The organism is Parendozoicomonas sp. 209JJ7-1 (assembly GCF_058147085.1).
This window is the reverse complement of sequence record NZ_JBYVJU010000007.1, coordinates 154,205-180,940: the sequence shown is the minus strand read 5'-3', so window position 1 is coordinate 180,940 and position 26,736 is coordinate 154,205. Positions and strand designations below refer to the sequence as shown.

Below are 26,736 nucleotides of genomic sequence, written 5' to 3'. Positions count from 1 at the left end.
TCCCTGCCCACAGGGCCGAAAAACTGAAATTCTGGAAATAACTGGTCGAAAGCCTTTTAGTCCAGGGGACTTCTCACACCACGGCTTCCTCGATTTAAAACATGGGTATAAATCATGGTTGTGTTGACATTGGCATGGCCCAGCAGCTCCTGCACCGTACGAATATCGTAACCACTCTCCAGCATATGGGTGGCAAAACTGTGTCGGAATGTATGGCAGCTGGCCTGTTTATGGATACCGGCCTTTCCTATTGCAATCTTGACCGCCCGCTGGATATTGCGTTCATTCAAATGATGCCGTCCCAGTTCACCGGTGCGGGGATCGCGGGTTACCTGATTACTGGCAAATACATACTGCCAGCCCAGTTCTTTTCCGGCATTGGGATATTTTGTAGCCAGGGCGTCCGGCATATGAACAAAACAGATACCCCGCACCAGAGCTTCGTCATGAAGCTTGCGGGACTCATCGATCTGGTTTTCCATCAAAGAAATAATTTTCTCCGGCAGCACGGTAACCCTGTCTTTACCGCCTTTACCCTGTCTAACGGTCAGCTCTTTGCGACCAAAATCCACATCTTTCACCCTTAACCGCACGGCTTCCATAAGCCGCAGCCCGGAACCGTACATAAGCAGAGCCACCAGCAGTGAGTACCCCGTCAGATGGCTCAATGCCCGCTCGGCTTCCTGCTTTGAAAAAACCACCGGTAGTTTCTTTGGCCGCTTTGAGCGTGCCCAGTCATCAACAACAAATTCTTCCTTCCCGAGGACATTTTTGTAGAGGAAAACCAGCGCGCTTAAAGCCTGCTTCTGGGTACTGATAGACACATGACGCTTAGTAACCACATGAGAAAGAAACCGGCTGACATCACTGCCCACCATTTCCGAAGGGTGGCGCTTGTTATGGAAAAAAATAAACTGCCTGACCCAGTGCCAGTAGGCTTTCTCGGTAGAATAGGAGTAATTGGCCGTACGAATGGCAACCTGGAACTGCTCTTGAAGACGCATTGGCAAAGCCTTCTTTTACGCTACAGGTAACATAGTTTGGGAGAAGGGATTTTCCAGATTCAGAAATAATTATTCAGTGAAATGCTCTGTCCGGAGAACAGGGAATGATCGGCCTCTGCAACACAACGGGAGATGCACTTCGCAGCAGATCATAAACAAAACCTAGCGAAACGCGTTTTCAATTCAGCTCAACCCCGTCGATTTTCAGCGGACCTGCCTGAACACGGAAGAAGTTAATGTAGAGTTTATTCCACTGTCCTGTAACTTTCATCCAGGGGCAGGGGCAGGAATACTTTTTGCGTCTATTTTTTTATAAACAGGAGAAACATTATATATAACTGAACGGGGGGGAATTACAGAGCAGCTTCGGCTCCAAAATTGAACCATCGTACTCAGTAATCAAAGAGGATCGAAGATCATAGCCCCACCGCCTCTAATTGAATAAAGAGAATGAAAACAAAACATTAACAGCGGTTACAAACAGAGGTAAGCAGTTCTTACAGGCTGGCCTATACTTCCTGCCCCACCTTGAATATACGGGTGCCTCTATGCCTAAAAAGAATGAGTACACTATCAGCCTTAAGCAGGAAGGCCCACCGGCGAAAGAAACAAGCCACTCCATTTCGGAGCAAATTAATGAGTTTATTCAAGCCGGTGGTGTAATTAATGAAATCCCTTCGGGTGTCAGCGGACAAATCAGCCTTGGTGAAAAGGCCCGACTGGCAAAAGAAGAAAAAATGAAACTGGAACAGGAAAAAGAAGCCACAGAAATAACAGAGGGAAATGTCGCACAGGATGAACAACATCCTGGGTAAATAAATTCCTGCTGGCTGCCAGATTTCCCGTAACCGGCATCATGCGGGTTCTGGCAGGATGGCTGTTATCTGAAAAACTGCCGACTCATCCACTCCGCCTGCGGCCGTCACTAAACAGCACCAGAACAGACAGCTGCTGTCCATCCCGTTACAATAAGAGTTTTTCAGGGAAATCCTGGTATGGCGATTAACTGGTATCCCGGGCACATGCACAAAGCCCGTAAAGAAATCAGGGAGGCAATGCCTCAGGTTGATCTTATTATCGAAGTACTGGATGCCCGCATCCCTTTCAGCAGCGAAAATCCCCTGGTGCCCTCCCTGCGGGGAGACAAGCCCTGCATCAAAATCCTGAACAAGGCCGATCTCGCGGACCCGGTACTCACCCGGCAGTGGCAGCAAAGCCTGGAAAAAGAACAGGGCATCATGGCTATTCCCATGGATCAGCATGAATCCCAGAAAGTACGTGAACTGCTGAATATCTGCCCGACCCTGCTACCCCACCGTAATTTTGAAGGTACGCCCCTGCGGGCGCTGATTCTGGGTATTCCCAATGTGGGGAAATCCACCACAATCAATAACCTCGCCAACCGGATAATTGCCAAAACCGGTAATGAGCCAGCGGTGACCAAAACCCGGCAGCGCATCAAACTGTCTAATAATATTGTTCTGTACGACACTCCCGGATTCCTCTGGCCCAAGCTGGAGCCGGAAGAGTGCGGCTATCGTCTGGCCGTGACCGGTGCCATCAAGAATACGGTACTGGAGTTTGAAGATGTGGGCATGTTCCTGGCGGAATACCTGATGGAGGCCCATCCGGAATTATTACTCAAACGTTACCAGATGAAGGAGATCCCTGGTTCGTCCATTGAGGTTTTTGATGAAATCGGTCGTCGAAGGGGCTGCATGCGTAAAGGCGGTTTTGCCGACACCCATAAAGTCTCAGAGATACTGTTAAACGATTACCGCAGTGGTGCACTCGGGCGCATTACCCTGGAAACTCCTGCCATGATTGAACAGCAGAAAATCGAACTTGCGGCCTTTAAAGCCGAACAGGAAGCCAACAAGAAGGAACAGGACGCCAACAGAAAGAAAAGAAACAGAAGATAGTTCCACAAACGCTTTTATATTCCCGGTGCTTTACCGGGAATATGATCCCCCCACCTAACCCACCTTGTTATATGTGCTAACCACTTTCTCTCTGTCCTCTGTACGGAACATGTATGGTCCCGCACAGAGGTCTGCCACCATGTTCGCAATCGTTAAATGTCAGAAAATAGCCTTAAACAGGAAATAGCCTTAAAGATGGAGCAGGGCAAAATAAACAATTTCAACTACTTTCATGGGATACAAATGCTAAGGAACTTCTCCGTGAAAGACCTGAAGCTTTTATCTCAAAGAATATTTGGTCAGTTATCTTCATTCACGGTACTCTTGTTACTGTCACTGCATCTGCACGCTGATGTCGTTCCTCTTTTTGTATTCTTTGACTGGTACAACAAGGCTGTTCGAGAATATGCGAGTGCACAGGCAAAAAAGGATGGAACACAACCTGATACAGATGGAACCTTTCCTGATGAAATCTTAGCTGCATACATAGCTGATACAGAGGAATTTGATGGTGATGATGATAACTCTATAAAGAAAAGAAGTACTTTATCAAAACATATAGCTGAATATTTTGATGAAGCCATAAAAGAAGACTGGGGAGCAGACGACTGTCCTCTTGTAATATCAGAAACCACCGGCTATTCACCTCACCTGCCTCAACAACTGAAAGAACATGTGAAGGAGTTATCTGCCCGATTTACAGAATTCTTATCTTCCCGCATCAATAATAAAGATAAGCTTTCAAAGCTAAGAACTTATTGGAGGCAAATAAAAAGACGCTTATCAAATCAGGAAGAATATTCCGAAGTCAGCTCTGGATTTACTGAAGCAGCATATACATGGAATGAGGATATCATCACCGACCTTTTCCCACCTCAGGATATTCAAGGTCTATTGGCTGACCGCTCTGGTGATTTTCAGGATTATATTAAAACCAGATTATTTGACTTGCTATATCGCTCGAATAACAATCATCAGGTAATAGCGTTAGACAGGAGTTATTTTTCTCAGCCATCACAAAGAAGACCAAGAACATTTTGCACTGGTAACACGCATATTACGCACCACTGCACCCTTCAAAAAAGAAATAAAAAAGTACGTTCGATTCTGGCTGTCTCATTGCCTGAAGCAGGCCCTATAGATTTTCACATTATCGCTTTCTTGATGAATACCAAAGTAAAACCAAGGGGGAAAAGAAATATTCATTCCATAACATCACCCAAAGTAGCAGCTAGTACGTTTTCATCTCATCAGCTATTGCACACAGAGAACATTGTGAATATGGAAGATTTTAATAAATTCAAGCAACCAAACGGTGAACTTCTGATTGGGGTGACCAGAGTTTCACCAGCACATAAACAGTAACATTCATTCACCGGAGCTTACTGACCGATCACTAGATGATATAAATCAAAACTTCGCAGTAATCTTCGTAGTAATCATTAAAACACACGAAAAGTCGCACCATTGCCATGAATAGTTGTTGCAAAATTTGAATAAGGGCGATGCTCCCGACCACTGCCATCAGATCGGCAGAAGCCACAATGAATCTCACTGTAATCAGCCGAAAGACCCTGATTATGCATGGCGCTCAAAAAACCTTCCAATGTTGGTGTATTTTCTATTAAAAATCTATTGCGGACAGTCACAATGTCCCGGTTTTCACCTCCAGCCATAGCAGAAATGGTTTCATAGGTTTCGGCCGTTTTGGTGGGTATTCTCAGAAGCATTTGTATTGATGAGGTATTATTGTGATAGCCTTGAAATTTGCCAAGAAAATAATCAGGGCAGTTGGTTCCCGGTTCATAAATTTCGTATGGTGTAAGTTTAGTCAGTCGGTTTCTATTAAATAACCCTCCTCCTGTACCATCGTCATCTGTGATTAATGTGTACCCATCCGGCCCATAAAAGACAAGTCTTGCCCATTCAGGAACAGTAAAACTCTTGTCTTTTTCCTTACAACCATGAGCTGAAATCGTTAGCTCTCCACAATGTTCACATGAATACCACAAATAAAATTGCTCTCCAATGGTAAGCTTGTTACCCATGGCAGCTACTCCATAAACACATGACTTTGCTACGCCAGTATAGTTACTCAGCCCATAGACTCCAGTACCCATCCGTGGTTGATGATTCACGACATCAAGTATGCAAGGGTAGTGGGTCAAATGTGTGTTTCAGGGCTAATACGGATAGAAAATTAAACGTTCATCCCAATCATATAGCGCATGATATGCCTTACAGAAGTCAGCTGCAGTTGTTACTTCCTTTCTCCTGATTACAGCGGGAACACGCTGGTACGATGCTACTTAAGCTGCAACATTACAAACATTGGGAAATGCGGCTTCAACCGCCGTGGTATTCAACGCTATCGCTGCCAGAATGCACGACATCATCATTGGGTTACTGATCAACAAGGTGGAATTCAGGGTGGATATTTATGCCAAAACACACATCTGACCCACTACCAAGTTATTTATGCCGGTGCTCTGGGCAAATAATCACTCAAGGGTCTGTGCACTGTGTGCACCAGCAAACTATTCCCCACTTGTTTTCACGCATGGCCTGACGGTAAGATAGCGATCCCCCGCAAGCTCTACCCACATGCGTTTCCTGATATGGAGCCAATACACATAAGGTAATGGAGATTGAAATATACTCTCACCAAACTGGCGCTTAACTCGGTTCTTTTCCTGCTGGCTTCCCTACCTTATAGCTGGAAGCAAAAGTTAGCGCGTTTTTTGGCCAACCATGGGAAAACCCTGCTAAAAAGCCGCCACCAGATTGCCGTCACCAATCTCACCCGGTGCTTCCCTGAATATTCCCAAGAAAAAGCCTTATCGGTAGCCAGGGAATCCATCTATTCCACTATTTTGGGCTATCTGGAAACCATTCACTATTGGTACCGCCCTATTGACAAACTCCAGCAAACCGCGCGTATCGAAAACCTTCACTATGTCCACGAAGCCGTCGCCAGCGGGCGGGGCGTCATTCTGCTTGGCGCGCATTTCAGCATCCTCGACCTGGCCGGCATCATCTTCGCCCGTGAGTACCCGCTAAACATTACCTACAGGCCCCATAACAATAAAGCCTTTGACGACATTATCCTCAAGGGTCGCAGCAAATGGGTCACCAACAGCTACACGCACAAGAATTTACGGGGCTACCTGCGCTGTCTGCGCAAGGGCGGCCTGCTATGGTATGCGCCCGACCAGAGTTCGGGCGATAAAAGCGCGAAATTAGTCGATTTCTTTGACATACCCGCCCGTACGGTGATGGGCCTGTCGCTGATGGCGAAGCGCACTAACGCCATCGTCATCCCCAGTTATTTTTACCGTGAGGACAATGAGCAATACGTCGTCTGTTTTGGCAAGCCGCTTGATGTCCCCTCCGGTGATGATGTCGCTGATATGCGTCAATACCACGCTTTCATTGAGGAGGCTATTCGCAAGCGCCCGGATCAATACCTGTGGACACACCGGCGTTTTAAACACCAGGCTGATGGCAAAACCTTTTACAGCAAAAGTAAAAAAGAGAAGTAATGCATGAAGGAACAAGTCCGCGAGCTGATCCGCTCAATTATTCGCCGCGACGTCACCGACGATGAAAAACTGATTTCATCGGGCCTGATCGACTCCGTCAGTTCGGTTGAGCTGATCCTGGGCCTGGAGGCGCAGTTCGGGGTCGCCATCGACCCGGCTAACCTCGACATCGAACAACTGGATTCATTAACCGCCATCTGCGCGCTGATCGATAGCCATAACCAGAACTAAGATGAGATTCTCTTTTACTGAACGCGGTTTTCTCAACCTCGACCACCAGCCGGACAAACTGGCCGTCGCCGGCAGCGACCAGGACTTGAGCTGGGCTGCACTCCGCGACAGCAGTAACGAATATGCAGCCGCGTTGCTCTCCGCCGCAGACGGAGATTATCTGCCCGTACTGGTCAATTGCCGCCATGAAGCATCGGCCATCGCGATCATTCTCGCCTGCATCAACGCCGGCTTGCCTTACGTACCCGTTTATCGCGGCGAACCGCAAAACCGCGTCGACAACATCAAAACCCAGTTGGGGCAGGGCCTGTCTATTGATGCCTCCACCGGCACCATCGACCGCTTCAATCTTGGCCCGGCGGCGCTGGCCGCCGATGCGGCAGAACCCACTGCCTATATCCTGTTCACTTCCGGCAGTACCGGGGTGCCCAAGGGCGTGCAAATTTCCTATCGCTCGTTGGCCGGCTTCGCCCCCTGGCTGGGGGATAGCTTCGACGTCGGCCCCAACAACTGCTTTATGAACCAGGCCCGATTGAGCTTCGACCTATCACTGTTTGCCGTGGTCGGCGCACTGGCGTTCGGCGGCACCCTGGTATTGATGGACGAAAAAATAACCGAGAACACCGCCGTTTTCCGGCAGCGCTATGCCCAATATGGCTGTTGCACCTGGGTATCCACGCCTTCGTTCCTGTGGCCGTTTTTCCTGGACCGGGGATTTAATGCCGAGCAATTGCCCAGCTTCAGGCAACTACTGTTCTGCGGTGAAAAACTGCCTGCTAAACTGGTGGCTTTTTTACACAGCCGCTTTCCCAACCTGTCGGTCTACAATTCCTACGGCCCCACCGAAGCCACTGTCGCGGTCTGCGCGGTTAAAATCACCGAAAACTTGCTTAACGACTATCCGGACAACCTGCCCATCGGCCGGCCAACCGACACGCTGTTTTTCCGCCCGTCGGATCAGGCCCCGGACAGGGGCGATGCGGCCGGCGAAATTGCTATTGCCGGGCGTTGCGTATCCACCGGTTATTTAAACGGCGCCAAACCGGAAGTGTTTTGGCAGCACGAAAAAGGCGAGCGCGCCTACGCCACCGGCGATATCGGTTACCAGGAAAACGACCTGCTGTTTTTCAGCGGCCGGGTGGATAATCTGGTCAAGTTCAAGGGCTACCGGATCGAACTGGATGAAATCGACAGCGTAATCCAACGCATTCCCGGTGTTAACAACAACGTGACCCGCGGTATCGAAAGCCAGGGCCGGATCACCCGGCTGATCAGCTTTGTTGAAGCGCCGACTGAATCGATCACCGCTGAGTCGGTCAAGGACTTTCTGGCACGCTATGTATCGAGCTACATGATCCCCAGCGAAATCGTGGTGATGCCGGCGCTGCCGGTTAATGCCAACCACAAGATTGATAGCAAAACCTTAATGCAGCCCTACCTGTAAGCATCGGCAATACGGGCAACAACACAGGCAAATAGGTATGGATAAATTTTTAGCCGGCTTTCTTTGGCACCTGTTAACCACCCCCAAGCCGGTGCGCAAACTATTGCTGGCCATCATCGCCCCCCTGGTGACTCGTGCCAAACTGGAGCAGGTGGTCAAAGCAATGCGGGTGGCCTTGCCTGGCGTCGAGTCCGATACCCTTCCCGGCCTCGCCCGCGCCGCCATCAAAAATAATGTGGCGGATATTTTTAACATTTACGACGTTGCCTCGTCTTCCTGCCAACTGGACTTATGCGAACCGCTGGAAACTTTCCAGAACCAGGGTGCGATCATCGTCTCCGTGCACATGGGCAAAGCTGACATGCCAGCCTATGCCCTCAAGCAACAGGGCGTGAAAGTCCGCACCATTATCGGCAAAGGCAACTCGGAACCCGCCCTGCACATGGCCGGGGTACGCCTGTTAAACCACCTTGGTATTCCCTATTTCACCAAAGGGGACGGCGTATTCCTCAAACTTGTTAAGGCCGTTGGCCAGGGCGAGAACGTGTTTATTCACAGCGACCTGCGCGATGCTGGGGTGGCCACCTCGTTTCTCAACTATCAAACCACAGTACCGAGCACAGCTCCGTCCCTCGCCATCATCTGTAACAAGCCGCTCTATATGGCCTGCGTGCATAACACCCCGACCGGCGAAGTCATTAAAATCGAAAAAATTTACCAACCCGGCGATTTCGCCGAAGCCTTTTCCGATATGGAAAAAGCCCAGCAAATTGAATACCTGACCCGGTACATGGTCTCAGACATGGAACGGCTGATCCGGCAGTGGCCAGACCAATGGTTCTGGATTTACAATCGCTTCAAACGGTGTCCGCGCGAAACTGAACAACCCGGAGGGCATACGGGGTAAAACCTTTGCCCCTGGGTAAGCGGTCGGCAAAAAAGATCACCACCGGGGCGCCGGTTTTCTGGGTCAGTTTAGATACCAGCGTCATAGTCAAGGTCGGCACGCCAAAAAAGGGCGCAGCCGGATTTCAAAAGGTTAATCACCGGCAGGAACAGCGGCTCAGGCAGCTTATCCCAGGCAAACCACTGCCATTCCCAGCACTTCTCCGGTTCCATAACTATGGGTTCACCCGCCTGTGCCTCACCAATAACAAACAGAGTGATGTAATGTTTACCTGTCTCAGTAAACACATCATTGGTAAACGGCCCGGTTCTGGCGTGCTCAAGAATCAACCCGGTCTCCTCGAACAGTTCACGGCGTGCGCATTCCACCACGGACTCACCATATTCCAGGTGTCCTCCCGGAAACTGCCAGCAGCCATCACCGTGGGAACCTTTGCGCCGCCCCAGCAGCACCAGCCCATCGCGGACAATGATCACCCCCACACCAACGGCAGGGCGGGCGTTTTCAATTACCATACCAATAATACCCTCCATCTGTCAGATGACAGATTATGAATAAACCAGAAACCAAAGCCTGCCCGCCACTGTGCTCCCGCTGCGCATCCATAATGGTTCTGCAAACAGCCCCCGTAAACCTCGCCCGCAGCATCTATTGCGCACGTCAGCATTTTTACATGGGCCGGGTGATTTCTTGAACTAGGCTTGTACCCTTGATAGCTGCCTGTCAGGAGTTTTCCCATGATAAAGCAATTCTTACGCCTTCTACTTCCGGTTGTGGTTCTTCTGGATTATGGCCCAGCCTATGGGCTTGTTTTATGTTCACCTTTTGGAGATGAACACAAACTTGATCAAATGTGCGCACAGAATAAGGAGTGCAGGGACGATATGAGCCAAGTGTCCCGAACACTACTTCACAAGTACCCGGGAGACCAGGCCAAAGCAACAGCCAGAGTCTATTGCATGGAGATTCACTGTAAAGTTATTGTGCAACTGACTCGCTGGGATGCCCATAACGGTGAGTGGGATTATTACTGTGTCGAAAAAGGCTGTGATGGTTCAGGAGAATATTCCGCGTCCCAGGAGCAGCATGCCCCATGTTCTTTGCCGACCCTGTAAATAATTCAGGTTAAAGCAAGCCAGGCACCAACCCCCATCATCAGTGTTCCTGCAACCCTGTTCAATACCCGTACATTGTTGCTTTTCTGCAGGAACCTCCTGAGGGTTTTCCCGCCACTGGCATAAGCGATCAAGGAGAGAAATTCGATAAAGAGAATGATGAACAGCATAATCACTATCTGTGGTGCCATGGCTCTGTCAGGATTAACAAACGGCGGTAACAGGGAAATAAAGAATGCCCAGCCTTTAGGGTTGGCAATAGCTGTGACAAAACCTTGTATGGCCAGCTCCTTTCGGCTGATACTGCCAGGCTCCTGATTCAAATCCTGAACGGCCATCTTGCCCTTTGATTGCCAGAGCTGAATGCCCAGCCAGAACAGATAAATACCACCAATGGTTTTGAACGCGGTAAACAACGCCGGATACTCCAGCATCACCGCAGCGCCCCCCACCAACACCAGAGAAACCTGACTGCCTACGGCTATTAATTCCCCGATCATCATCCACAGTGTTCTGCGAACGCCAATTGTCATTCCAAGAGTCATGGAAAGTGTCATGCACATGCCCGGTGTAAGAGAGACAAAAATAAAGGTAGGAATAAAAACAGTAAGGACGGTAAAACTCATGCAGACACCGGAAAGGTATAAATTAACAATTCACTTTTTCCGGAGTCTACACGATCTATTAAAAATCTGGCACCTGTATTACAGATGCCTGAACTATATTTACTCGCCATTCAGGTGGTTAACAATCAACTCTATATTCTTATACGTATACTTTCTGCAATTGGTTCTTACAATCTCATGTGTGCCCATCATAATACTTTCACACCACCATCTATTGAAGAAAACATCTGCCTGCTCATGCCTGGCATTCAACATATGACCAATCTCATGAACCGGCGCATGGCTGACATTGTCGGAAGACATACCATACTGCCCATTAATATAAGCGTACCCATAATAATTCCAGGTCATCATATGTTCTGTCAGCAGAAGAAACTTTGTATGACTTGATTTTCCATAAACATTGTTTTCCTGCTGATAACTCCGAATAGTATCAGCCAGCACTCTTAATTTTTCAGGAGGATTGCCTTGGTAAGCAAAGCTCTGTATTCCTTCATCCTGTAAAAAATCTATTACCAGTTTGCTGTAAAGAAGTTTTCCTGTTCGCTGATAATGGCGCTGATTTACCATATGCATATGCTCAGCCCACCAGCCAAAATGCTGGTAAATCAGTTCCGCGATAGATTCTTTAACATCGTTATGCCTGAAAACATAAATGGTCAGAGGTAAGGGACTATCGCCTTCTTCCGGAAGATTCTGCTCAGGAAATTCTATTTTCGCTGAACTGACAAGCTCTTTATCCATAACCCGGCTTTTCTCTGCCCCCGGAGCTTCTTCCTCCATCTCCGTTTGCACAACTGTATTGCCAGTAAGCCTGGTCTGCAGCCGTATTCGCCGCTCGTCCCGGTGAATAGTGGAACCAAGCAGCATATCCTGCTGATTCAGCAGCAGGATTGATGGCTCGTTGTTTACCTCCACCCGGTACAGGCTGATGTTCATATCCTGCCCGTCTGAGCGCACCGTCAGGGGCACAGGCTTTTCCATAGAGACAATCTTCGTTCCGGCTTCTGTCTCATAACTGAATTCCCAGGGAGTAATTCCTCCTTCCAGAGCCGTTCCTTCCAGAGCCGTGCTGGATTCCATGGTTGCCCTGATCTTTGCCATAATTTCCTGGGTGCCATCACGCTCCAGGGTCTTCATATCGGCCCAACTGTTCAGGCAGATGACTGCCACCAGTACAGTAAAAGCTGTGGGTAAAAAATTCTTCATAACTATCCTCCCTGACACTTCCTGGTATATCGACCTGATATATCGACACTCAGGGGAGTCACATCAATTCAACCAGTGAACCCCACAGAAACCACGCAGGCATTGAGGTAAAGATATACTTTCCCTTTTTTCCATACTCCGAATAACATATGCATATCCATATATAGATATATTCAATTATGTTACCCCACCAGTTCTTCAAGTTACTTGCCGACGAAACCCGCCTCCGCTGCCTGCTTCTTATTGCCAGAGAGGGTTCCCTGACCGTGCGAAACCTGACCGAAGCACTGGAAGAATCCCAGCCCAAGGTTTCCCGGCATCTGGCCCTGCTGCGCAACCTGGGGGTATTCAGGGATGAGCGGAAAGGGCAGTGGGTGTACTACAGCATTGCCGGCGATATTCCAGGCTGGGCCAGAAAAGTTATTGAAGGGCTGGCCCGTTCCAACTGCCTGCAGGAAACCTATCAGTCAGATACAGACCGCCTCTCAACGTCCGTTTCCTCTTTAGCAACACTCCCTTTAACAGAACTCTCTTTAACAGAACTCTCTTTAACAAAAGACGTATCCGGCAGCTGAACAGCGCCGGAATTCGATGGAGCAATACTATGACTATCAAAGTAGGCATTAATGGTTTTGGACGCATCGGCCGGCTGACCCTGCGGGCATCCTTTAACTGGCCGGAGCTGGAGTTTGTCCGGATTAACGATGTGGCTGGTGATGCGCCGACACTGGCTCATCTGCTTGAGTTTGATTCTGTACAGGGCACCTGGCCCCATGATGTCAGATCCACAGACGACAGCATTATTATTGATGGCAAAACCCTTGCCTGTACCCAGGAGCAGGAGATTGATGCCGTTGACTGGTCCGACTGTGATCTGGTGATGGAATGCACCGGTATTCACAAGACCCGGGAGCATCTGGATAAATACCTCGCTCAAGGGGTAAAACATGTTGTGGTTTCCGCACCAGTGAAAGACGACTCTGTTCTGAATATTGTGATGGGCGTAAATGATGACCTGTATGAAGCCGACAAGCACCCAATTGTGACCGCAGCCTCCTGCACCACAAACTGCCTGGCCCCCGTCGTGAAAGTGATTCACGAGAAGCTGGGTATTGAGCGTGGCTCCATGACCACCGTCCATGACATCACCAATACCCAGACTATTCTCGACGCACCCCATAAGGATCTGCGCCGGGCACGGGCCTGTGGTATGAGTCTGATTCCTACCACTACCGGTTCCGCCAAGGCTATTACCCAGATTTTCCCGGAACTGACCGGTCGTCTGAATGGCCATGCAATCCGAATCCCCCTGGCCAACGCTTCCATTACCGATATGGTTTTTGATGTTGCCCGGGATACCACAGTGGAAGAGGTCAATGCCCTGCTGAAAGAAGCCGCCGAAGGGGAACTGAAAGGTATTCTCGGTTTTGAAGAACGTCCCCTGGTTTCCATTGATTACAAAGGCGACCAGCGCTCTTCCATCGTTGATGCCTTATCCACAATGGTTGTGGATAAGCGCATGGTGAAAATCTATGCCTGGTACGATAACGAAATGGGTTATGCCTGTCGTATAGCGGAACTGGCGGTAAAAGCAGGCAAAAGCTGACTATGAAAGCCCTTGCATCCCTGGACAGGTCCGTCCGGCAATATCTTCTGGTGACGTTTAATTACTGGAACTTCACCATTACCGATGGTGCCCTGCGCATGCTGGTGGTGCTGTACTTCTATCAGCTGGGTTACTCTCCGCTGGAAGTAGCGGCACTGTTCCTGTTCTACGAGTTCTTTGGTGTTGTTACCAACCTCACCGGAGGCTGGCTTGGTGCCCGTATCGGGTTGAACAGAACCATGAATATCGGTCTGGGGATGCAGATCGTAGCTCTGTGCATGCTGGCGGTTCCCTCCGGTATGCTCACCATTCCCTGGGTAATGGCAGCCCAGGCGCTGTCGGGCATTGCCAAAGACCTGAACAAGATGAGCGCGAAAAGCTCCATTAAAATGCTTGTAAAAGACGGCGGGCAGAGCACTCTTTATAAATGGATTGCCCTGCTGACCGGTTCAAAAAATGCCCTGAAAGGATTTGGCTTTTTTGTGGGTGGCTTTCTATTGGGAACAGTTGGCTTCCAGTACGCCATGATGGCTATGGCCGTAGTCCTGATTGTTGTCTTTATTTTCAGCCTTCTATCCCTGAACAAGGATATTGGCCGGGCAAAAACCAAGGCCAGGTTTACGGAGATGTTTTCCAAGAGCGGACCGATCAATGTGTTGTCCGCCGCCCGTATGTTTCTGTTTGGGGCCAGAGATGTCTGGTTTGTAATCGCGCTGCCAATCTATCTGGGTACGACCTTTGGCTGGAGTTCTGCTGAAGTGGGGGGATTTCTTGCCCTGTGGGTAATCGGCTACGGTGTAGTTCAGACTATCGCTCCCCGGATTACCGGAGCCGGTAAAAACAAAGTTCCCGGTGGCGGGGCCGCTATGCTCTGGGCTGCCGGGTTGGCTCTGATTACGGCCTGTGTAGCCACAGGTGTTCATCTTGGCTGGCATCCACAGACGGTTATTGTCGTTGGGTTGATGTTTTTTGGTGCGGTGTTTGCCATTAACTCATCCCTGCATTCCTACCTTATCGTCGCCTATGCCCGGGAAGATGGCGTATCGCTGGATGTAGGCTTTTACTATATGGCCAATGCCATGGGACGGCTGATAGGAACGGTACTTTCAGGGTGGCTGTTTCAAATGGCGGGGCTGGTATTGTGCCTGTGGGTGTCTGTGGTGTTTATCGCCCTTGCGGCAGTCATCTCCGTACGACTGCCCAAGCGCCATTGAAGTTTCGGTTTACTGTGCAGATTTATCCTGCACAGTCATTCTGTGAATAATAGTATGGTTCGGGTTGTAACCTTTCAGGTATTGCTCCGAATACTCAAACTGCACCGGTACCTGCGCGCGCCCCGCATCTTCTGCAAAAGCACAGGCTTCTTCGGTATTGGTTACAAGTATTTCAACATTTGGGACATCAACAGGAGCCCACCGATAAATCGGAACCTGGACATTGCGACATGCGGTGCGACCCTCTGAAGACATACAACGCACCTGGGTTTCATATCCCTGAAACTGCCTTTTGGGAACCTTCTTTGTTCCACCACGATGGACGGTAACATTACAGCTTCGGCTTAAGTGGGTTAAGCCTTTACGTTCAACACGGACGATATAACCACGCATTTCCTGCTTTGGTTTCAGTTTTCCCAGTTTAATATTGCAGGCTTCCCTGAAATCCCTGTAATAAAAACCATAAGAACTGGAGTGCTCAAACTGCTCAAAGTAGGATTTGACATCCAGTACGACAAAATGGTCACGCTTAGTATTCGTGTAAGGAATGCCGTAACTTACGGCAAGAACATTCGGCAAATTACGCATCTTGTCTGCTACGCCTTCTGTTCGTGTAGTGTCCAGGGATACTGCCTCAGACTGATGCTCTTTGGGTCTGGAAGGCAAACCACCACCAATGCGGAATGCTGTGCTCTCACCAACACCATCACGCTGTCCGAACAGCATACCGGCTATTTTCCAGTCGTCCTGGCCTTTCACCGGCGTGGTCACACGGTTGGAGCACCCTTCATAATCGCCATAACTGCCGACAGAACAGGCCGAAACAGCAAAAATAACAGCGCATATCGCCTTTGATACAGATTTCATCCTGAATACTCTCCGTCCTGCAAATCCCTACAGATTCAGGATAGAAAGTTCTCTCAGAATAAATATTTCTGCTGATTTTCACCGATCTGATTGTCTTTCCTGACAAGGCTGAGAAGCCCGGTAACTGTCTGTGTCAATAAACAGCCACCGACGCAGAAAATCCAGAGGTTAAGCCTCCAGCCCCCCTATTCAGAAAAGGAGCCTGTATGCATTCCACCTGTCGCCCGGAAAAAAGCGTTCTGGCAGTTCCCAGGCCAGTACGATATGCGCCATAAAACAATGATTCTGATTGTTATGGAACTTTTATCACATATACACAGTCAAAGAGCCAGTACAGCTGTAGCTGAGCCACTCAGGCAGCATGCCTCAGCTAAACTGAATCTGATAGCAGTACTCATGCTGACGGACAGGAAAACTGACAATGGGCATAGAAAATCAAGGCAGGCCCCAGAATACTTCAACGTCCCACAGGCCCGGTTCACAGGAACCCTCTCCATCAATCTCCCCGGATGAAAAACCGGTTGTATTTAGCCGCTCAGTCAAATCATCTGCCGCAGAGAAAGATAAAGCACTGTCCAGTAGCGATAATACTCCTGATGTATCATTAACCAGTGTCCAGGCCGCTTCTCCTTTGTACAAGAGGGATCTCTCTCTTACTGATGATGCAGCGTCTGATCTTTTAGCTGAAATCCAGGCTGAGGAGAATCATAAAACCGGGAAAAGTCAGACGTCTGGTATTAAAACAGCGGAAGTTATCAACGTCCTGCCCGGCGCTTATGGAGATGATACTGATGATGATCTTGTGATCGAGTTTTCCGGTAGCGAATACGATAGTGATGATAATGAAAAATTACCTGTTGGAATTGAAAGCTGGGGCGAATTTAGAAGTACAGAGAATGCAAAATCAGAAGTGATTGCTACTACAGGCATCGATATCAATATTGAAGATGAGGATGTCGATACCTTATCCGAGCTGGAGGTCGTGCGCTGGACATCAAATGAGGATAACTCCAGCTGGGTTGTCCGTACGCGCACCATGCCCTCAAATGATGAAGAAACAGAACTGACCATTGATGGAGATGAGCAGGAGTGCAATATCCTTCAGGATCTCAAGCACCCACATATCATTGAGATATACGGTTATAAATGCACAGATAATAAAAGTCAGGTAACAACCCAGCTCTGCATGGAAGACGGTGGCACACCACTGGATAAGGTTTTTGCCAATATGCCCCAGGAAAAACGTCTGCCCGGGATAATCGCTGTTGGACGACAGCTATGTGACGTTCTGGGCTTCCTTCAGAAGACAGAGTTCCTTCACCGGGATATAAAACCCGCCAACCTGCTTTCCCAGCCTGGTCAGATCAACATCAAGATGATTGACTTCGGTAATGCCTGGGACTGTGCTGTCGACTTTCCTGATGACTCTACAGGCACTGAAAGCTTTGCTGCCCCCGAAGTTCTGAATGGCCAGGAATATGACTACAGCGCCGATATGTACTCTGCCGGAAAAACTCTGGTTGAGTTAATGATGAGTTCCGGAATTCTCAGCTCAGGATGGTTGAGGGAATATAAAGACACTGGGGAAATAAGACTGCAACTGACCTCCCGTTATGCTGAGGAATCTCAGGCGATCAGGTTGAAGAACACTGTTCAAAGTATGCTTGAAAAGAATCCTGAACAGAGACCCTCCGCAGATACCTTACTTAACAAGGGTATATTTGCCGTGAACCGAAACAGCAAGAATTGAAAAAGTTACGGGCAGAGTCATAACTCTGCCGCAAGACTTAAGTCATATCAATCCAGCAGGTCAACATCCCGCACAGCGCCACGGTCAGCGCTGGTTACCATCTTGGCATAGGCCTTCAACGCGGCAGATACTTTTCGGGGACGTTCAGCAACAGGCTTCCAGCCATCACGGCCTTTGGCGTCCATCGCCTTACGACGAGTGCCCAATTCTTCATCACTGACCACAACATCAATAGTCCGGTTGGGAATATCGATGCGAATACGGTCTCCCTGCTCAACCAGGCCAATAGCGCCACCGGCAGCGGCTTCAGGGGAAACATGACCGATGGAAAGACCGGATGTACCACCGGAGAAACGGCCATCGGTCAGCAGAGCACACTCTTTACCCAGGCCTTTAGATTTCAGATAGCTGGTCGGGTAAAGCATCTCCTGCATGCCCGGACCGCCACGGGGACCTTCATAGCGGATAACAACCACATCACCGGCCTTCACCCGGTCTTCCAGTACATCGCTGACAGCGTCTTCCTGGCTTTCACAGACGTGGGCAGAACCTTCAAACACCAGAATACTCTCATCAACACCGGAGGTTTTTACCACACAGCCATTCTGGGCGATATTGCCGAACAGAACGGCCAGACCACCTTCGGTGCTGTAGGCATTTTCCAGAGAGCGGATGCAACCGTTTTCCCGGTCACCGTCCAGGGTCGGCCAGCGGGTGCTTTGACTGAAGGCTTGAGTCGTACGAATACCGGCAGGGCCAGCCTTGAAGAAAGTGCGAACACTGTCGTCAGTTGTCTGCATAATATCCCATTTAGCCAGCGCCTCTTTTACGGAGGTGCTGTGAACCGTAGGAATACCGGTGTGAAGCAGACCGGCACGGTCCAGCTCACCAAGAATACCCATCACACCGCCAGCACGGTGCACATCTTCCATATGGTACTTCTGAATATTCGGGGCAACTTTACACAGCTGGGGCACTTTGCGGGAAAGCTTGTCGATGTCGTTCATATCAAAAGACACACCACCTTCCTGGGCCGCAGCCAGCAGATGAAGAATGGTATTAGTAGAACCGCCCATGGCGATATCCAGACTCATGGCATTTTCAAAAGCCTTTACGCTGGCGATAGAACGGGGCAGAACACTCTCATCATCCTGATCATAATAACGACGGGTGATCTCCACAATCTTGCGGCCCGCTTCCAGAAACAGCTCTTCACGGTCGGCATGGGTTGCCAGCAGTGAACCGTTGCCCGGCAGGGACAGACCCAGAGCTTCGGTCAGACAGTTCATGGAGTTTGCGGTAAACATACCGGAGCAGGAACCACAGGTGGGGCAGGCTGAACGTTCATATTCGTCCACGGTTTCCTGATCAGCATCAGAGGCTGCTATTACCATGGCATCCACCAGATCCAGGCCATGCTCTGCCAGCTTGGTTTTGCCCGCTTCCATGGGGCCACCGGACACGAATACCACCGGAATATTCAGGCGCATGGCAGCTATCAGCATTCCCGGGGTGATTTTGTCACAGTTAGAAATACATACCAGAGCATCGGCGGTATGGGCGTTAACCATATATTCAACAGAGTCGGCAATAATATCCCGGCTTGGCAGGGAGTAGAGCATGCCGTCATGGCCCATGGCGATGCCGTCGTCTACGGCAATGGTATTAAATTCCTTGGCCACGCCACCGGCCTTTTCAATCTCACGGGCGACCAGCTGGCCCATATCCTTCAGGTGAACATGCCCGGGAACGAACTGGGTAAAAGAGTTGGCGACCGCAATGATAGGCTTCTGAAAATCTTCATCGGTCATACCGGTGGCACGCCACAGGGAGCGGGCACCGGCCATATTGCGACCCTGGGTGGAGGTCCTGGAGCGATAAGCAGGCATGGTTTACCTCGGCAAACTGTCCACAGTCATGGGCTGTGTTCTGTTCTGGTGTTGTGATTATCAATGTGGGCAAATCATAACAGAAAGCCTGACGGGGCACATTTCATGATGACAGTGGATTTCCGTTAAGCAGTTTTTTCACAGCCTCCCGCAAAAACTTATTCTTTTTTCGTATCCTTTCTGGCTCAAGTACATTATGGAAATAGGCTTCTGCCTCAAGGTGTGGTTTTTCATCATAGACCTTAGTAATAAAGTTCACGTATTCCTCATTTATCTCTTCAATCTGATTGAGATATTCATGCTCTAATCGTTCCACGAACTCAGGCCATTCCATCAGATCATCAATATACTGCTCAGGGGAATATGCTTCCAGCCTTCCCTGAATTTCTGCCAGAGCTTTATCGATATCATCTTGTTTCACCTGAGAATACCCAGCATATAACATGCTTTGCCCAGGCATAATCGGGAGCTGTAACTTTTTCTGTAAAGCAAGGAGATAAACCAGCCGTACTTCTATCTGATCAGGTACCTTATCAGGATCACCATGTTCACAGATATCCTGGTATTTCCTGTCTGCGATTTCTTCAACCATTGCCTTGCGAACAAGTGCTTTTTTGAGTTCAACCAGCTCGTTTAAACCACCATCCTTCTTTACTCTGGCGACTTCAACAGCCAGCTGCATTTCATTCAGGCCAATCTGTGCTCTGTCTCCACAGGATTCACATGTGGTGATTGCAACAGCAGAACAGGCTTCCATAATATCAGGGTCAGCAGCCATGGCCTGGAGAATATCAACCATCGTCTGACCTACATATCTGGCGGAATTCAATCGCTGATAATCACTGGTGCCAACAAGCTTATCCATATAAAGATTTAAAGCCGCCCTGACACTTTCCTGGTTAAAAGCCTCCAGCAAACCATCAGGGACGGGTTTATTAACCAGCTCGAACCAATGTTCAATTTTCCTTTCCAAAGTCAGTTTGGCCATTATTTCTTTGGAAAGCTGAGAATGACAAGAAATAACCAGCCCTGTGGTACCCCATTTACTTTTCCACTTACCCACGTCCTCCTGGGTAATATTATTCCCTCCCAAATATACCTTTATGGGTAGAGAAGACGGCTTCAGGCGTACAAGTTCGTCAGGAACAGCATCAAAACGATTATAATGAAGAAACAGGCACTGAAGGTGTTTCAAACTGCCAATTCCCGATGGCAAAGTGGATAATTGATTGTGGCAAAGATCCAACACCTGAATATTACTCATCTTCAATAATTGGGAAGGAAAATCCGTAAATCTATTCCAGCCTCCAGCAAATTCTTTCAGGCTCCTTAAACGAGACATGCTGTCAGGCAGTTTTTCCAGTTTATTCTTCTCACATGAGAACTCTCTCAGCCAGCTGAGTTCTCCTAATACCTCTGGCAACTCTGTCAGGTCCAGGGCATTCAGGTTCAATTCATACGCCCCTTCCTGCATACACTTTTCAATTCTCCTGACTGCTTCCTGACGCCTGGGTTTCTCTATATCATCCGCCTGGTTCACCCAGGCTGCCAAAGAGAACTTCTGCCTGTCACTTACACCCCGGATTACGCTGATAGCTCTCTCCGTTAGCCGGGTAACCTTGCCAGATCTGTGAAAAACATCGTGGGTTTTAACCAGCATATAAAGAATGACGGGTTTAAAGACTTTAAGATAAAACTGCCTGAATCGAGAGACTCTCTGCGGATTGGAGGCCAACTGGCTATCTGTATAACCCACCTGACGCTTCTCAAGGGGGCGTGTTTCAGGTTCTGATGCCTGGTTTCCCGGTGAAGGTGTATATCGACCGGTAGATGAAGGTTCTCTTCCGCTGGGGTTCATTTGCCTTCCCTGATAAAGCAGCTATTGGACAGCACCTGATCATCAGATGATCTGCCCAAAGTATAGGTATCGCTGCCTTTACAGACTCGGGGAAGACGTAAACCTCAGATTTCCAGCAGATGCTGTTCCAGTTCAGTCCGGATATCGTCAGGAATACGAACAGACTGCCGGCTGGCATAATCGAAATGAATCAGTACAGCCTCTCCCCGGGCACAACACTGGCCATCTTGCCAGGCTTCATGGCGGATAGTCATGGACGAATGACCAATCTTCACCAGCCCGGTACGGATTTCCACCTCCAACCCGGTGCCATAATTCAGTTCAGCCAGAAAATCGACATTGATATGCCCGATAATCAGCTTCCATTTGTTCACATCCATATCCGGCGTAAACAATTGAAATATCGGCTCCCGCCCCATCTCAAACCAGACAGGTATGACCGTGTTGTTGATATGGCCGAGGGCATCGGTCTCGCAGAATCGGGGAGAGATTGTCAGCTTATACATAGTTGATATCTGTATTTTCAAGTCTCTGTTCTGAGTCATGCTTTGGGGCATAAATTGAATCTGCTCAGCGACTCCTGTCTCTGAGTTATCCCTACAACTGTATGAAACAGGAAATAGCAATAACAGCAACAAGCCCTGTGCTGAAAAGTAGTGAAACTGTTATTGCCATAAGAGGCATCTGTCTGGCATTTACATTATGGTACAACGGCTTGGCCTGCTTTTTTTAATTTGTTGCTGAATTCTTTTTGGAAGTTGTTTTATGGGCAGTTTCTCCCGAATAATGGTGACCATGCATTGTATCTGTAGGAGACGGAGTCCGCTTTCCTCTATAATGTCATTGAGTTCTCCTACTGCCCTGGGGTGCATTGGGGGGCGTGTTCCTCTGGTTGCCCAAGCCTGCTCCCAGGCGTTATAAATAATTGAGTTAATGTATCTGCCTTCTGCTATAGCATTCTCAGCCTCTCTGGTTGAGGCAGATGTTGCGGCGTCTAAAAAATGGATATGCGGACGGGGTCGGGCACCCCAGGTGAGCAATCCAACGATTTTCCTGAAATCTGTGGTGCGCGATAAATACTCGGTGCCCACGGCACCGCTTAAGTCTGCACCGGACTGTAAGACAATCAGCAAGCTCTCCACATCTCCAAATTCAAGGGCTTCATCTACGGCGTTTGGCCCCCAGCTTTCAAAAAATCCAGGCTGCCGATCGTGAAGGTTTACATCGTTGCCTGCGCGAATCAGCCGCCAGATCTCACCATAATCGTTATTCCTTATGGCTGTACGAAACACTGTTGCAGATACACTGGTGCAGATGAGTACCAGTACGATAAGCAGTAACGGCAGACGCATTGCTCAATCCTCAAATCGGCCTGGCCCTTGAGTGTAATATAGCGGCTGGCAAGGGCTGTGGTTCCAGAATGCCATGGCTGGGGAGGTTTAATCTCATACCCAGCTGCCAGTCCAGATCGGGTGAACACCCATCGACGCCTAAAGAATAAGATTCAAATGATTAATTTTCATCATTATTACAACATTTTAGACAAATATTATTGATATAAACCCCAAATGACTCTATTTTGTCTCAAAATGAAAATTAAGCTCTATAAAAAGAAATCATAAACAAATAATAATAACATTTGGAGTAGGAGCAATGGACGTGAAACCAAACTGGTTGAAGTTACCCTTATCAGCAGCTATCAGTGTAATACTCTTTCCCGCAAACCTTTCCCACGCACAAGACACCGCACTGAACAACACAGTCGAAGAAGTTATTATCGATGGAAAACGACAGGAAACCCTTAAGGATGCCCCGGTTTCCGTAAAAGTGCTCAGCGATGATTTTCTGAAGCAGAACAGCGTTAACAGCCTTGAGCAAATCGGCGATATCACGCCAGGGCTTTCTATCTCATCGGAAGGTGTTATCTCCCAGCGGGGTATTACCACCTCTATACTCGGTCTCGCCATTGAGCAGAGCAGTGCTATATACGTCGATGGTGTTCGTTTAAGCGGAAGCACCCATGTTCTGGGTAATGTGCAGGACCTTACCAGCATTGAGATTCTTAACGGCCCCCAGGGTACCCGTGTTGGTGGCAGCGCCCCTGCCGGCGCTATTTTGCTGACCACCAATAAGCCGACGGATATTTTATCTGGTAACGTGGCAGGCGGTATTGGTAACAATAATCTGCGATATGTGAAATCTACTCTGAATGTGCCCATCTCAGATACTTTGCTGACCCGTACCAGTGTTTATCGGGCCAAAGATGCCGGTGCTTTTGGCAATAAGTCTGGCGGTAAGCGTTTTGCTTCTACTGATGACACAACTGTGCGTACACAATTGCGTTGGCTGATTAATGAAGACGTAACTGCTGACTTTGCTTTTGATGCCAGTGATATGAAAGGCAGTCGCAACCCTGGTATCGTAATTGCCGCAAAATCTGGCAATGCCTATTTAGGCACACCTGCTGACTTCTATGTTGATGGAGATGCTCTGGAATATATCGTCGATCAAACCGGCCGAATTTCTGAGACACGCTTCAAAAACACCAATATTATTTATGATGCCAGCGGCAATGCCAAACTCCTTAAAGTTGGTGAAGGTTCTAATCGTATAGGTGGCGCTTCAGCCAAATTCACCTGGGATTTAAGTGATCAACTCACATTCACCTCCATAACGTCACACCGTAAAGCCAAATCCAAAGGATTAAGCGGCTCTACAGTGCTTGTCCGTACTCGGGCAAATAACTTCCAGGGTGCCTTTCTCCCAGCAGGACCTCTGGTTTCCACATCGGTTCTGGATAGCAGAATCAGCCGAAAAGAAACCACCCAGGAATTCCGCCTGGATGGCATAACCAATAACGTAACATGGACAACGGGCGTCAATTATCTTGTCGCTAACAATACAGGCCGCAATAAAATGGCCTTACCTGCACGCAGAGGTGGTTTACGCACTGACGGATCGTCTAATGGCATAAAAGGAACATTTGAGGATGCAGGCCAGGATGTTGATGCCGAGAAAAAAAGCGTTTCTCTCTTTGGTGATGCGATTTTTCCTCTTACAGACACCGTCAATCTTAATGTGGGAGCCCGCTATGCCTGGGACAAAGTCTCAGTGAAGTGGCATGAGAAAACACAGGGAGAAATCAACCCAAGTCAGTTCGCCAACATTCAGAAGGGTGGCATCAAAGTTTCCAAATCCTGGAATCACCTCTACGGCCGTGCGGTGCTGGACTGGAACATCAATGATGAAACCAATATTTATGGCGGTGTTTCCCAAGGCTACAAACCTGGCGGATTTGATACCACTCTTGAAGTAGGCGAAGAAGCCAACGAACCCTTTAAAGATGAGACCAATATTAACTATGAAGTCGGTACAAAATCTTACTTCGATGATCATGGCCTCTGGGTAGCAACGGCTCTGTACTATAACGACTACAAAGGTCTTCAGATTCAGACCGGTGATCCCCGTATTCCCGGTTCAACCCGAAATCGTAATGCAGATGCCTACGTAAAGGGAATTGAGACAGATATTTCCTGGGAAGCCACCGACAGGCTGACACTGGGGCTTAGTGTTGCCCTTTCAGAAGCGAAATATAAAGAGAATATTGGCTCTTCTGTCAGAAAAGGGCAGGACCTGATCAATGCCCCACACTTCTCCACGACTGTATCGGTTGATTATAAAATGCCCCTCGAACAGGGGGACTTACGCTTCAACACCACTTACAGCTATACCAGCACTCAGCGCCTGACAAATACCCGTCCGGAAGAACTGGATGGTGCCAACCTGAAGTTTAAAAAGAAGGATGTATACACCGGCAAAACAGATATTCTGAATGCCCGTATTTCATTTACTCCGCGCCAGGGTAACTGGGCCATCTCTCTCTGGAGCACAAACCTGCTCAACAGGTCCTATAGAGAAGAGTCTGCTTTCCATCTGGCTACCCTGCCCCCTCCCGGAGCAAATGGTGACCTGCTGATGAATGTTAAGACCTATCGCCGCAATCTCCCCCGTGCAGTAGGTATAGAAATGTCCTACAACTTCAGCAAACTCTAAACTCCATCCAACTCCACAGCAGACTTACCCTGCTGTGGAGCTTTCCTACAAGCTTTCCTAAAACCCACTTTCCCATTCCTGAACTACACTGGCTCCCAAAGAATCAAAAGATAGGGATGCCATTCCATGTCATCACCCGCTGATGAACAGTCCGGGCTTTCCATTCGCCATGGTTTCAGTACCCGTATGGGGTTTGTCCTTGCGGCCGCTGGTTCCGCCGTTGGCCTGGGCAATATCTGGAGTTTTCCCACACAGGTTGCCGAACACGGTGGTGCGGCTTTTGTGCTTGTTTATCTTACTCTCTCCCTGCTTCTGGCTTATCCAGCCCTTGTGGCTGAACTGATGATTGGTCGTTATGGGCAAAACAATCCGGTTTCCGCTATGGAAAGCCTGCCGGAAAATTCATCCTGGAAGCCTGCCACCCAGTTTACGGGAATATTCGCGGTTCTGGTTGTCTGCCTGATTTTCTCGTTCTACAGCATTGTTGGCGGCTGGCTTGCTGGCTTTACCTTGTCACCTGTTTTTGAGAGCTTTGGCCTGACAAATACCTCCCATTGGCTAACAACCTTCTCCCCAACACGAAACCTTATTCTGGCTGTACTGTTTATTGGTCTTACACTGATGGTCGTAAATGCTGGCGTGCGGGAAGGTATTGAGCGCTGGTCTGCCCGTCTTATGCCCCTGCTTATTGCCCTTCTTGTTGGACTGATCATTATGGTTATGGGAAAAGAGGGTGCGACAGTTGGCCTCCACCATTACCTTGTACCTGATTTCAGCAAAATCACCCCGGTTTTGATCAGCAGTGCCCTGGGGCAGTCTTTCTTTTCCATGTCCCTTGGGGTGGGAGTGATGATGATTTATGGCTCTTATCTCAAGCGTGACGCCAACCTTCCGGGCGTTGCCCTGCAGGTCTGCCTGTTTGATACGGGCATTGCCTTTCTGGCAGGAATGCTGATTATTCCGGCTTTGTTTGTAGCTCTGGAGCTCGGAGTGACGGTCTACCTGCCAGATGGCCATCTGGCTAACAGTGATACCCTGGTTTTCACTGTTCTGCCCGCCCTGTTTAACAGCCTTGGAGATATTGGCCCACTGGTTGCGCTGGCTTTTTTCTGCCTGATGTCCATTGCAGCCCTGACATCTTCTATTTCCATGCTGGAAGTCCCGGTTGCCTGCCTGACAGAACGTGCGGGACTTTCACGGAAGAAAGCCGGAATCATTGTGTGTGCTGGTGTGCTGATGGTGGTTTCCCTGGTGCTGTCGGCCTTTGATCCCCTGTTCAGCGGGCTGATCAATTTTACTACCCGCTACGCCCAGCCCATTAACAGCCTGCTGTTCTGTCTGTTCGCAGGCTGGCTAATGGGAAGAAATAAAAAACTTCAGGAGATTCGCAGGGGCTGGCCTGAGGTTGAACACTCTCTGTTCTGGAAAATATGGCCCTGGTATATTCGGCTGGTCTGTCCGGTTTTAATAGGGATGATTATTCTTTTAAAACTGTAATC

Annotated in this window: 25 protein-coding genes; 15 read left to right on the top strand and 10 right to left on the bottom strand. The window is 48.9% G+C overall.

Features of this window, described 5'->3' with window-relative positions; genetic code table 11:
* Nucleotides 1-56: 56 nt before the first annotated feature.
* Nucleotides 57-1,004, bottom strand: coding sequence for an integron integrase (locus ACY2RQ_RS09235; protein WP_490112677.1), 948 nt, complete (start codon nucleotides 1,002-1,004; stop codon nucleotides 57-59).
* 437 nt (nucleotides 1,005-1,441) lie between these two features.
* On the opposite strand from ACY2RQ_RS09235, the gene ACY2RQ_RS09230 reads away from it, so the two are divergent.
* The 3 genes from ACY2RQ_RS09230 to ACY2RQ_RS09220 all read left to right on the top strand — a co-directional run bounded on the left by ACY2RQ_RS09230 (nucleotide 1,442) and on the right by ACY2RQ_RS09220 (nucleotide 4,291).
* On the top strand, nucleotides 1,442-1,819 hold the full coding sequence (locus ACY2RQ_RS09230) for a hypothetical protein (protein WP_490112676.1): 378 nt from the start codon (nucleotides 1,442-1,444) through the stop codon (nucleotides 1,817-1,819).
* A gap of 180 nt (nucleotides 1,820-1,999) precedes the next feature.
* The gene (gene ylqF / locus ACY2RQ_RS09225) at nucleotides 2,000-2,926 is read left to right on the top strand and encodes a ribosome biogenesis GTPase YlqF (RefSeq protein ID WP_490112675.1); all 927 of its coding nucleotides are present in this window, start codon (nucleotides 2,000-2,002) and stop codon (nucleotides 2,924-2,926) included.
* Between the two features lie 261 nt (nucleotides 2,927-3,187).
* Nucleotides 3,188-4,291, top strand: coding sequence for a hypothetical protein (locus tag ACY2RQ_RS09220; protein ID WP_490112674.1), 1,104 nt, complete (start codon nucleotides 3,188-3,190; stop codon nucleotides 4,289-4,291).
* Nucleotides 4,292-4,368: 77 nt separating this feature from the next.
* Here the strand turns inward: ACY2RQ_RS09220 and ACY2RQ_RS09215 are convergent, their stop codons facing one another.
* On the bottom strand, nucleotides 4,369-4,974 hold the full coding sequence (locus ACY2RQ_RS09215) for a putative adhesin (RefSeq protein WP_490112673.1): 606 nt from the start codon (nucleotides 4,972-4,974) through the stop codon (nucleotides 4,369-4,371).
* Nucleotides 4,975-5,574: 600 nt separating this feature from the next.
* On the opposite strand from ACY2RQ_RS09215, the gene ACY2RQ_RS09210 reads away from it, so the two are divergent.
* Genes ACY2RQ_RS09210 through ACY2RQ_RS09195 form a run of 4 tightly spaced genes read left to right on the top strand, consistent with a single transcriptional unit; the run spans nucleotide 5,575 to nucleotide 9,050 of the window.
* Complete coding sequence (locus ACY2RQ_RS09210; protein WP_490112672.1) at nucleotides 5,575-6,468, top strand: lysophospholipid acyltransferase family protein; 894 nt, start codon at nucleotides 5,575-5,577, stop codon at nucleotides 6,466-6,468.
* A gap of 3 nt (nucleotides 6,469-6,471) precedes the next feature.
* On the top strand, nucleotides 6,472-6,699 hold the full coding sequence (locus ACY2RQ_RS09205; RefSeq protein ID WP_490112671.1) for an acyl carrier protein: 228 nt from the start codon (nucleotides 6,472-6,474) through the stop codon (nucleotides 6,697-6,699).
* A 1-nt stretch (nucleotide 6,700) separates the two neighbouring features.
* A complete protein-coding gene (locus ACY2RQ_RS09200) occupies nucleotides 6,701-8,143 on the top strand; it encodes an AMP-binding protein (RefSeq protein WP_490112670.1) in 1,443 nt (480 codons plus the stop codon).
* A 37-nt stretch (nucleotides 8,144-8,180) separates the two neighbouring features.
* Nucleotides 8,181-9,050 (top strand): lysophospholipid acyltransferase family protein, encoded by an 870-nt coding sequence (locus tag ACY2RQ_RS09195; RefSeq protein ID WP_490112669.1) that lies wholly within the window; start codon nucleotides 8,181-8,183, stop codon nucleotides 9,048-9,050.
* A gap of 68 nt (nucleotides 9,051-9,118) precedes the next feature.
* On the opposite strand, the gene ACY2RQ_RS09190 is transcribed toward ACY2RQ_RS09195, so the two are convergent.
* On the bottom strand, nucleotides 9,119-9,565 hold the full coding sequence (locus tag ACY2RQ_RS09190) for a nucleotide triphosphate diphosphatase NUDT15 (RefSeq protein WP_490112668.1): 447 nt from the start codon (nucleotides 9,563-9,565) through the stop codon (nucleotides 9,119-9,121).
* A 35-nt stretch (nucleotides 9,566-9,600) separates the two neighbouring features.
* Between ACY2RQ_RS09190 and ACY2RQ_RS09185 the strand changes: the two genes are divergently transcribed.
* Both ACY2RQ_RS09185 and ACY2RQ_RS09180 read left to right on the top strand, forming a co-directional pair.
* Complete coding sequence (locus ACY2RQ_RS09185) at nucleotides 9,601-9,744, top strand: hypothetical protein (protein ID WP_490112667.1); 144 nt, start codon at nucleotides 9,601-9,603, stop codon at nucleotides 9,742-9,744.
* Between the two features lie 43 nt (nucleotides 9,745-9,787).
* Nucleotides 9,788-10,165, top strand: coding sequence for a hypothetical protein (locus ACY2RQ_RS09180; RefSeq protein ID WP_490112666.1), 378 nt, complete (start codon nucleotides 9,788-9,790; stop codon nucleotides 10,163-10,165).
* A 5-nt stretch (nucleotides 10,166-10,170) separates the two neighbouring features.
* Here ACY2RQ_RS09180 and ACY2RQ_RS09175 read toward each other — a convergent pair whose 3' ends face one another.
* Nucleotides 10,171-10,791 (bottom strand): LysE family translocator, encoded by a 621-nt coding sequence (locus ACY2RQ_RS09175; protein WP_490112665.1) that lies wholly within the window; start codon nucleotides 10,789-10,791, stop codon nucleotides 10,171-10,173.
* Nucleotides 10,792-10,890: 99 nt separating this feature from the next.
* Nucleotides 10,891-12,000: a hypothetical protein gene (locus tag ACY2RQ_RS09170; protein ID WP_490112664.1), complete on the bottom strand. Its 1,110-nt coding sequence runs from the start codon at nucleotides 11,998-12,000 to the stop codon at nucleotides 10,891-10,893.
* Between the two features lie 179 nt (nucleotides 12,001-12,179).
* On the opposite strand from ACY2RQ_RS09170, the gene ACY2RQ_RS09165 reads away from it, so the two are divergent.
* The 3 genes from ACY2RQ_RS09165 to arsJ are packed head-to-tail and all read left to right on the top strand — an operon-like array spanning nucleotide 12,180 to nucleotide 14,820.
* Nucleotides 12,180-12,575, top strand: a complete 396-nt coding sequence (locus ACY2RQ_RS09165; protein WP_490112663.1) for a metalloregulator ArsR/SmtB family transcription factor — start codon at nucleotides 12,180-12,182, stop codon at nucleotides 12,573-12,575.
* Nucleotides 12,576-12,604: 29 nt separating this feature from the next.
* Complete coding sequence (locus tag ACY2RQ_RS09160; protein WP_490112662.1) at nucleotides 12,605-13,606, top strand: ArsJ-associated glyceraldehyde-3-phosphate dehydrogenase; 1,002 nt, start codon at nucleotides 12,605-12,607, stop codon at nucleotides 13,604-13,606.
* 2 nt (nucleotides 13,607-13,608) lie between these two features.
* Nucleotides 13,609-14,820 carry an organoarsenical effux MFS transporter ArsJ gene (gene arsJ, locus ACY2RQ_RS09155; RefSeq protein WP_490112661.1) on the top strand — a complete coding sequence of 404 codons (1,212 nt, stop codon included), beginning with the start codon at nucleotides 13,609-13,611 and terminating at the stop codon, nucleotides 14,818-14,820.
* 9 nt (nucleotides 14,821-14,829) lie between these two features.
* On the opposite strand, the gene ACY2RQ_RS09150 is transcribed toward arsJ, so the two are convergent.
* Complete coding sequence (locus tag ACY2RQ_RS09150) at nucleotides 14,830-15,687, bottom strand: hypothetical protein (protein WP_490112660.1); 858 nt, start codon at nucleotides 15,685-15,687, stop codon at nucleotides 14,830-14,832.
* Between the two features lie 421 nt (nucleotides 15,688-16,108).
* Between ACY2RQ_RS09150 and ACY2RQ_RS09145 the strand changes: the two genes are divergently transcribed.
* A complete protein-coding gene (locus ACY2RQ_RS09145) occupies nucleotides 16,109-17,437 on the top strand; it encodes a protein kinase domain-containing protein (RefSeq protein ID WP_490112659.1) in 1,329 nt (442 codons plus the stop codon).
* 47 nt (nucleotides 17,438-17,484) lie between these two features.
* On the opposite strand, the gene ilvD is transcribed toward ACY2RQ_RS09145, so the two are convergent.
* The 4 genes from ilvD to ACY2RQ_RS09125 all read right to left on the bottom strand — a co-directional run bounded on the left by ilvD (nucleotide 17,485) and on the right by ACY2RQ_RS09125 (nucleotide 22,536).
* Nucleotides 17,485-19,326, bottom strand: a complete 1,842-nt coding sequence (gene ilvD / locus ACY2RQ_RS09140) for a dihydroxy-acid dehydratase (protein WP_490112658.1) — start codon at nucleotides 19,324-19,326, stop codon at nucleotides 17,485-17,487.
* A gap of 103 nt (nucleotides 19,327-19,429) precedes the next feature.
* Complete coding sequence (locus ACY2RQ_RS09135) at nucleotides 19,430-21,184, bottom strand: NEL-type E3 ubiquitin ligase domain-containing protein (RefSeq protein ID WP_490112657.1); 1,755 nt, start codon at nucleotides 21,182-21,184, stop codon at nucleotides 19,430-19,432.
* Between the two features lie 104 nt (nucleotides 21,185-21,288).
* Nucleotides 21,289-21,690, bottom strand: a complete 402-nt coding sequence (locus tag ACY2RQ_RS09130) for an acyl-CoA thioesterase (RefSeq protein WP_490112656.1) — start codon at nucleotides 21,688-21,690, stop codon at nucleotides 21,289-21,291.
* A 189-nt stretch (nucleotides 21,691-21,879) separates the two neighbouring features.
* Entirely contained in the window at nucleotides 21,880-22,536 is a 657-nt protein-coding gene (locus ACY2RQ_RS09125; RefSeq protein WP_490112655.1) for a hypothetical protein, read from the bottom strand.
* 301 nt (nucleotides 22,537-22,837) lie between these two features.
* Between ACY2RQ_RS09125 and ACY2RQ_RS09120 the strand changes: the two genes are divergently transcribed.
* Both ACY2RQ_RS09120 and ACY2RQ_RS09115 read left to right on the top strand, forming a co-directional pair.
* Nucleotides 22,838-25,237 (top strand): TonB-dependent receptor, encoded by a 2,400-nt coding sequence (locus ACY2RQ_RS09120; protein WP_490112654.1) that lies wholly within the window; start codon nucleotides 22,838-22,840, stop codon nucleotides 25,235-25,237.
* Between the two features lie 126 nt (nucleotides 25,238-25,363).
* Nucleotides 25,364-26,734, top strand: coding sequence for a sodium-dependent transporter (locus tag ACY2RQ_RS09115; RefSeq protein WP_490112653.1), 1,371 nt, complete (start codon nucleotides 25,364-25,366; stop codon nucleotides 26,732-26,734).
* Nucleotides 26,735-26,736 lie beyond the last annotated feature (2 nt).

Bases quoted from the DNA above. Each gene is read 5' to 3' on its own strand.
- ACY2RQ_RS09135 (WP_490112657.1), bottom strand. From the start codon at position 21,184: ATGAACCCCAGCGGAAGAGAACCTTCATCTACCGGTCGATATACACCT.
- ACY2RQ_RS09150 (WP_490112660.1), bottom strand. From the start codon at position 15,687: ATGAAATCTGTATCAAAGGCGATATGCGCTGTTATTTTTGCTGTTTCG.
- ACY2RQ_RS09205 (WP_490112671.1), top strand. From the start codon at position 6,472: ATGAAGGAACAAGTCCGCGAGCTGATCCGCTCAATTATTCGCCGCGAC.
- ACY2RQ_RS09180 (WP_490112666.1), top strand. From the start codon at position 9,788: ATGATAAAGCAATTCTTACGCCTTCTACTTCCGGTTGTGGTTCTTCTG.
- ACY2RQ_RS09125 (WP_490112655.1), bottom strand. From the start codon at position 22,536: ATGCGTCTGCCGTTACTGCTTATCGTACTGGTACTCATCTGCACCAGT.
- ACY2RQ_RS09165 (WP_490112663.1), top strand. From the start codon at position 12,180: ATGTTACCCCACCAGTTCTTCAAGTTACTTGCCGACGAAACCCGCCTC.
- ACY2RQ_RS09235 (WP_490112677.1), bottom strand. From the start codon at position 1,004: ATGCGTCTTCAAGAGCAGTTCCAGGTTGCCATTCGTACGGCCAATTAC.
- ilvD (WP_490112658.1), bottom strand. From the start codon at position 19,326: ATGCCTGCTTATCGCTCCAGGACCTCCACCCAGGGTCGCAATATGGCC.
- arsJ (WP_490112661.1), top strand. From the start codon at position 13,609: ATGAAAGCCCTTGCATCCCTGGACAGGTCCGTCCGGCAATATCTTCTG.
- ACY2RQ_RS09160 (WP_490112662.1), top strand. From the start codon at position 12,605: ATGACTATCAAAGTAGGCATTAATGGTTTTGGACGCATCGGCCGGCTG.
- ACY2RQ_RS09195 (WP_490112669.1), top strand. From the start codon at position 8,181: ATGGATAAATTTTTAGCCGGCTTTCTTTGGCACCTGTTAACCACCCCC.
- ACY2RQ_RS09190 (WP_490112668.1), bottom strand. From the start codon at position 9,565: ATGGTAATTGAAAACGCCCGCCCTGCCGTTGGTGTGGGGGTGATCATT.
- ylqF (WP_490112675.1), top strand. From the start codon at position 2,000: ATGGCGATTAACTGGTATCCCGGGCACATGCACAAAGCCCGTAAAGAA.
- ACY2RQ_RS09115 (WP_490112653.1), top strand. From the start codon at position 25,364: ATGTCATCACCCGCTGATGAACAGTCCGGGCTTTCCATTCGCCATGGT.
- ACY2RQ_RS09215 (WP_490112673.1), bottom strand. From the start codon at position 4,974: ATGGGTAACAAGCTTACCATTGGAGAGCAATTTTATTTGTGGTATTCA.
- ACY2RQ_RS09185 (WP_490112667.1), top strand. From the start codon at position 9,601: ATGAATAAACCAGAAACCAAAGCCTGCCCGCCACTGTGCTCCCGCTGC.
- ACY2RQ_RS09175 (WP_490112665.1), bottom strand. From the start codon at position 10,791: ATGAGTTTTACCGTCCTTACTGTTTTTATTCCTACCTTTATTTTTGTC.
- ACY2RQ_RS09170 (WP_490112664.1), bottom strand. From the start codon at position 12,000: ATGAAGAATTTTTTACCCACAGCTTTTACTGTACTGGTGGCAGTCATC.
- ACY2RQ_RS09120 (WP_490112654.1), top strand. From the start codon at position 22,838: ATGGACGTGAAACCAAACTGGTTGAAGTTACCCTTATCAGCAGCTATC.
- ACY2RQ_RS09130 (WP_490112656.1), bottom strand. From the start codon at position 21,690: ATGTATAAGCTGACAATCTCTCCCCGATTCTGCGAGACCGATGCCCTC.
- ACY2RQ_RS09200 (WP_490112670.1), top strand. From the start codon at position 6,701: ATGAGATTCTCTTTTACTGAACGCGGTTTTCTCAACCTCGACCACCAG.
- ACY2RQ_RS09145 (WP_490112659.1), top strand. From the start codon at position 16,109: ATGGGCATAGAAAATCAAGGCAGGCCCCAGAATACTTCAACGTCCCAC.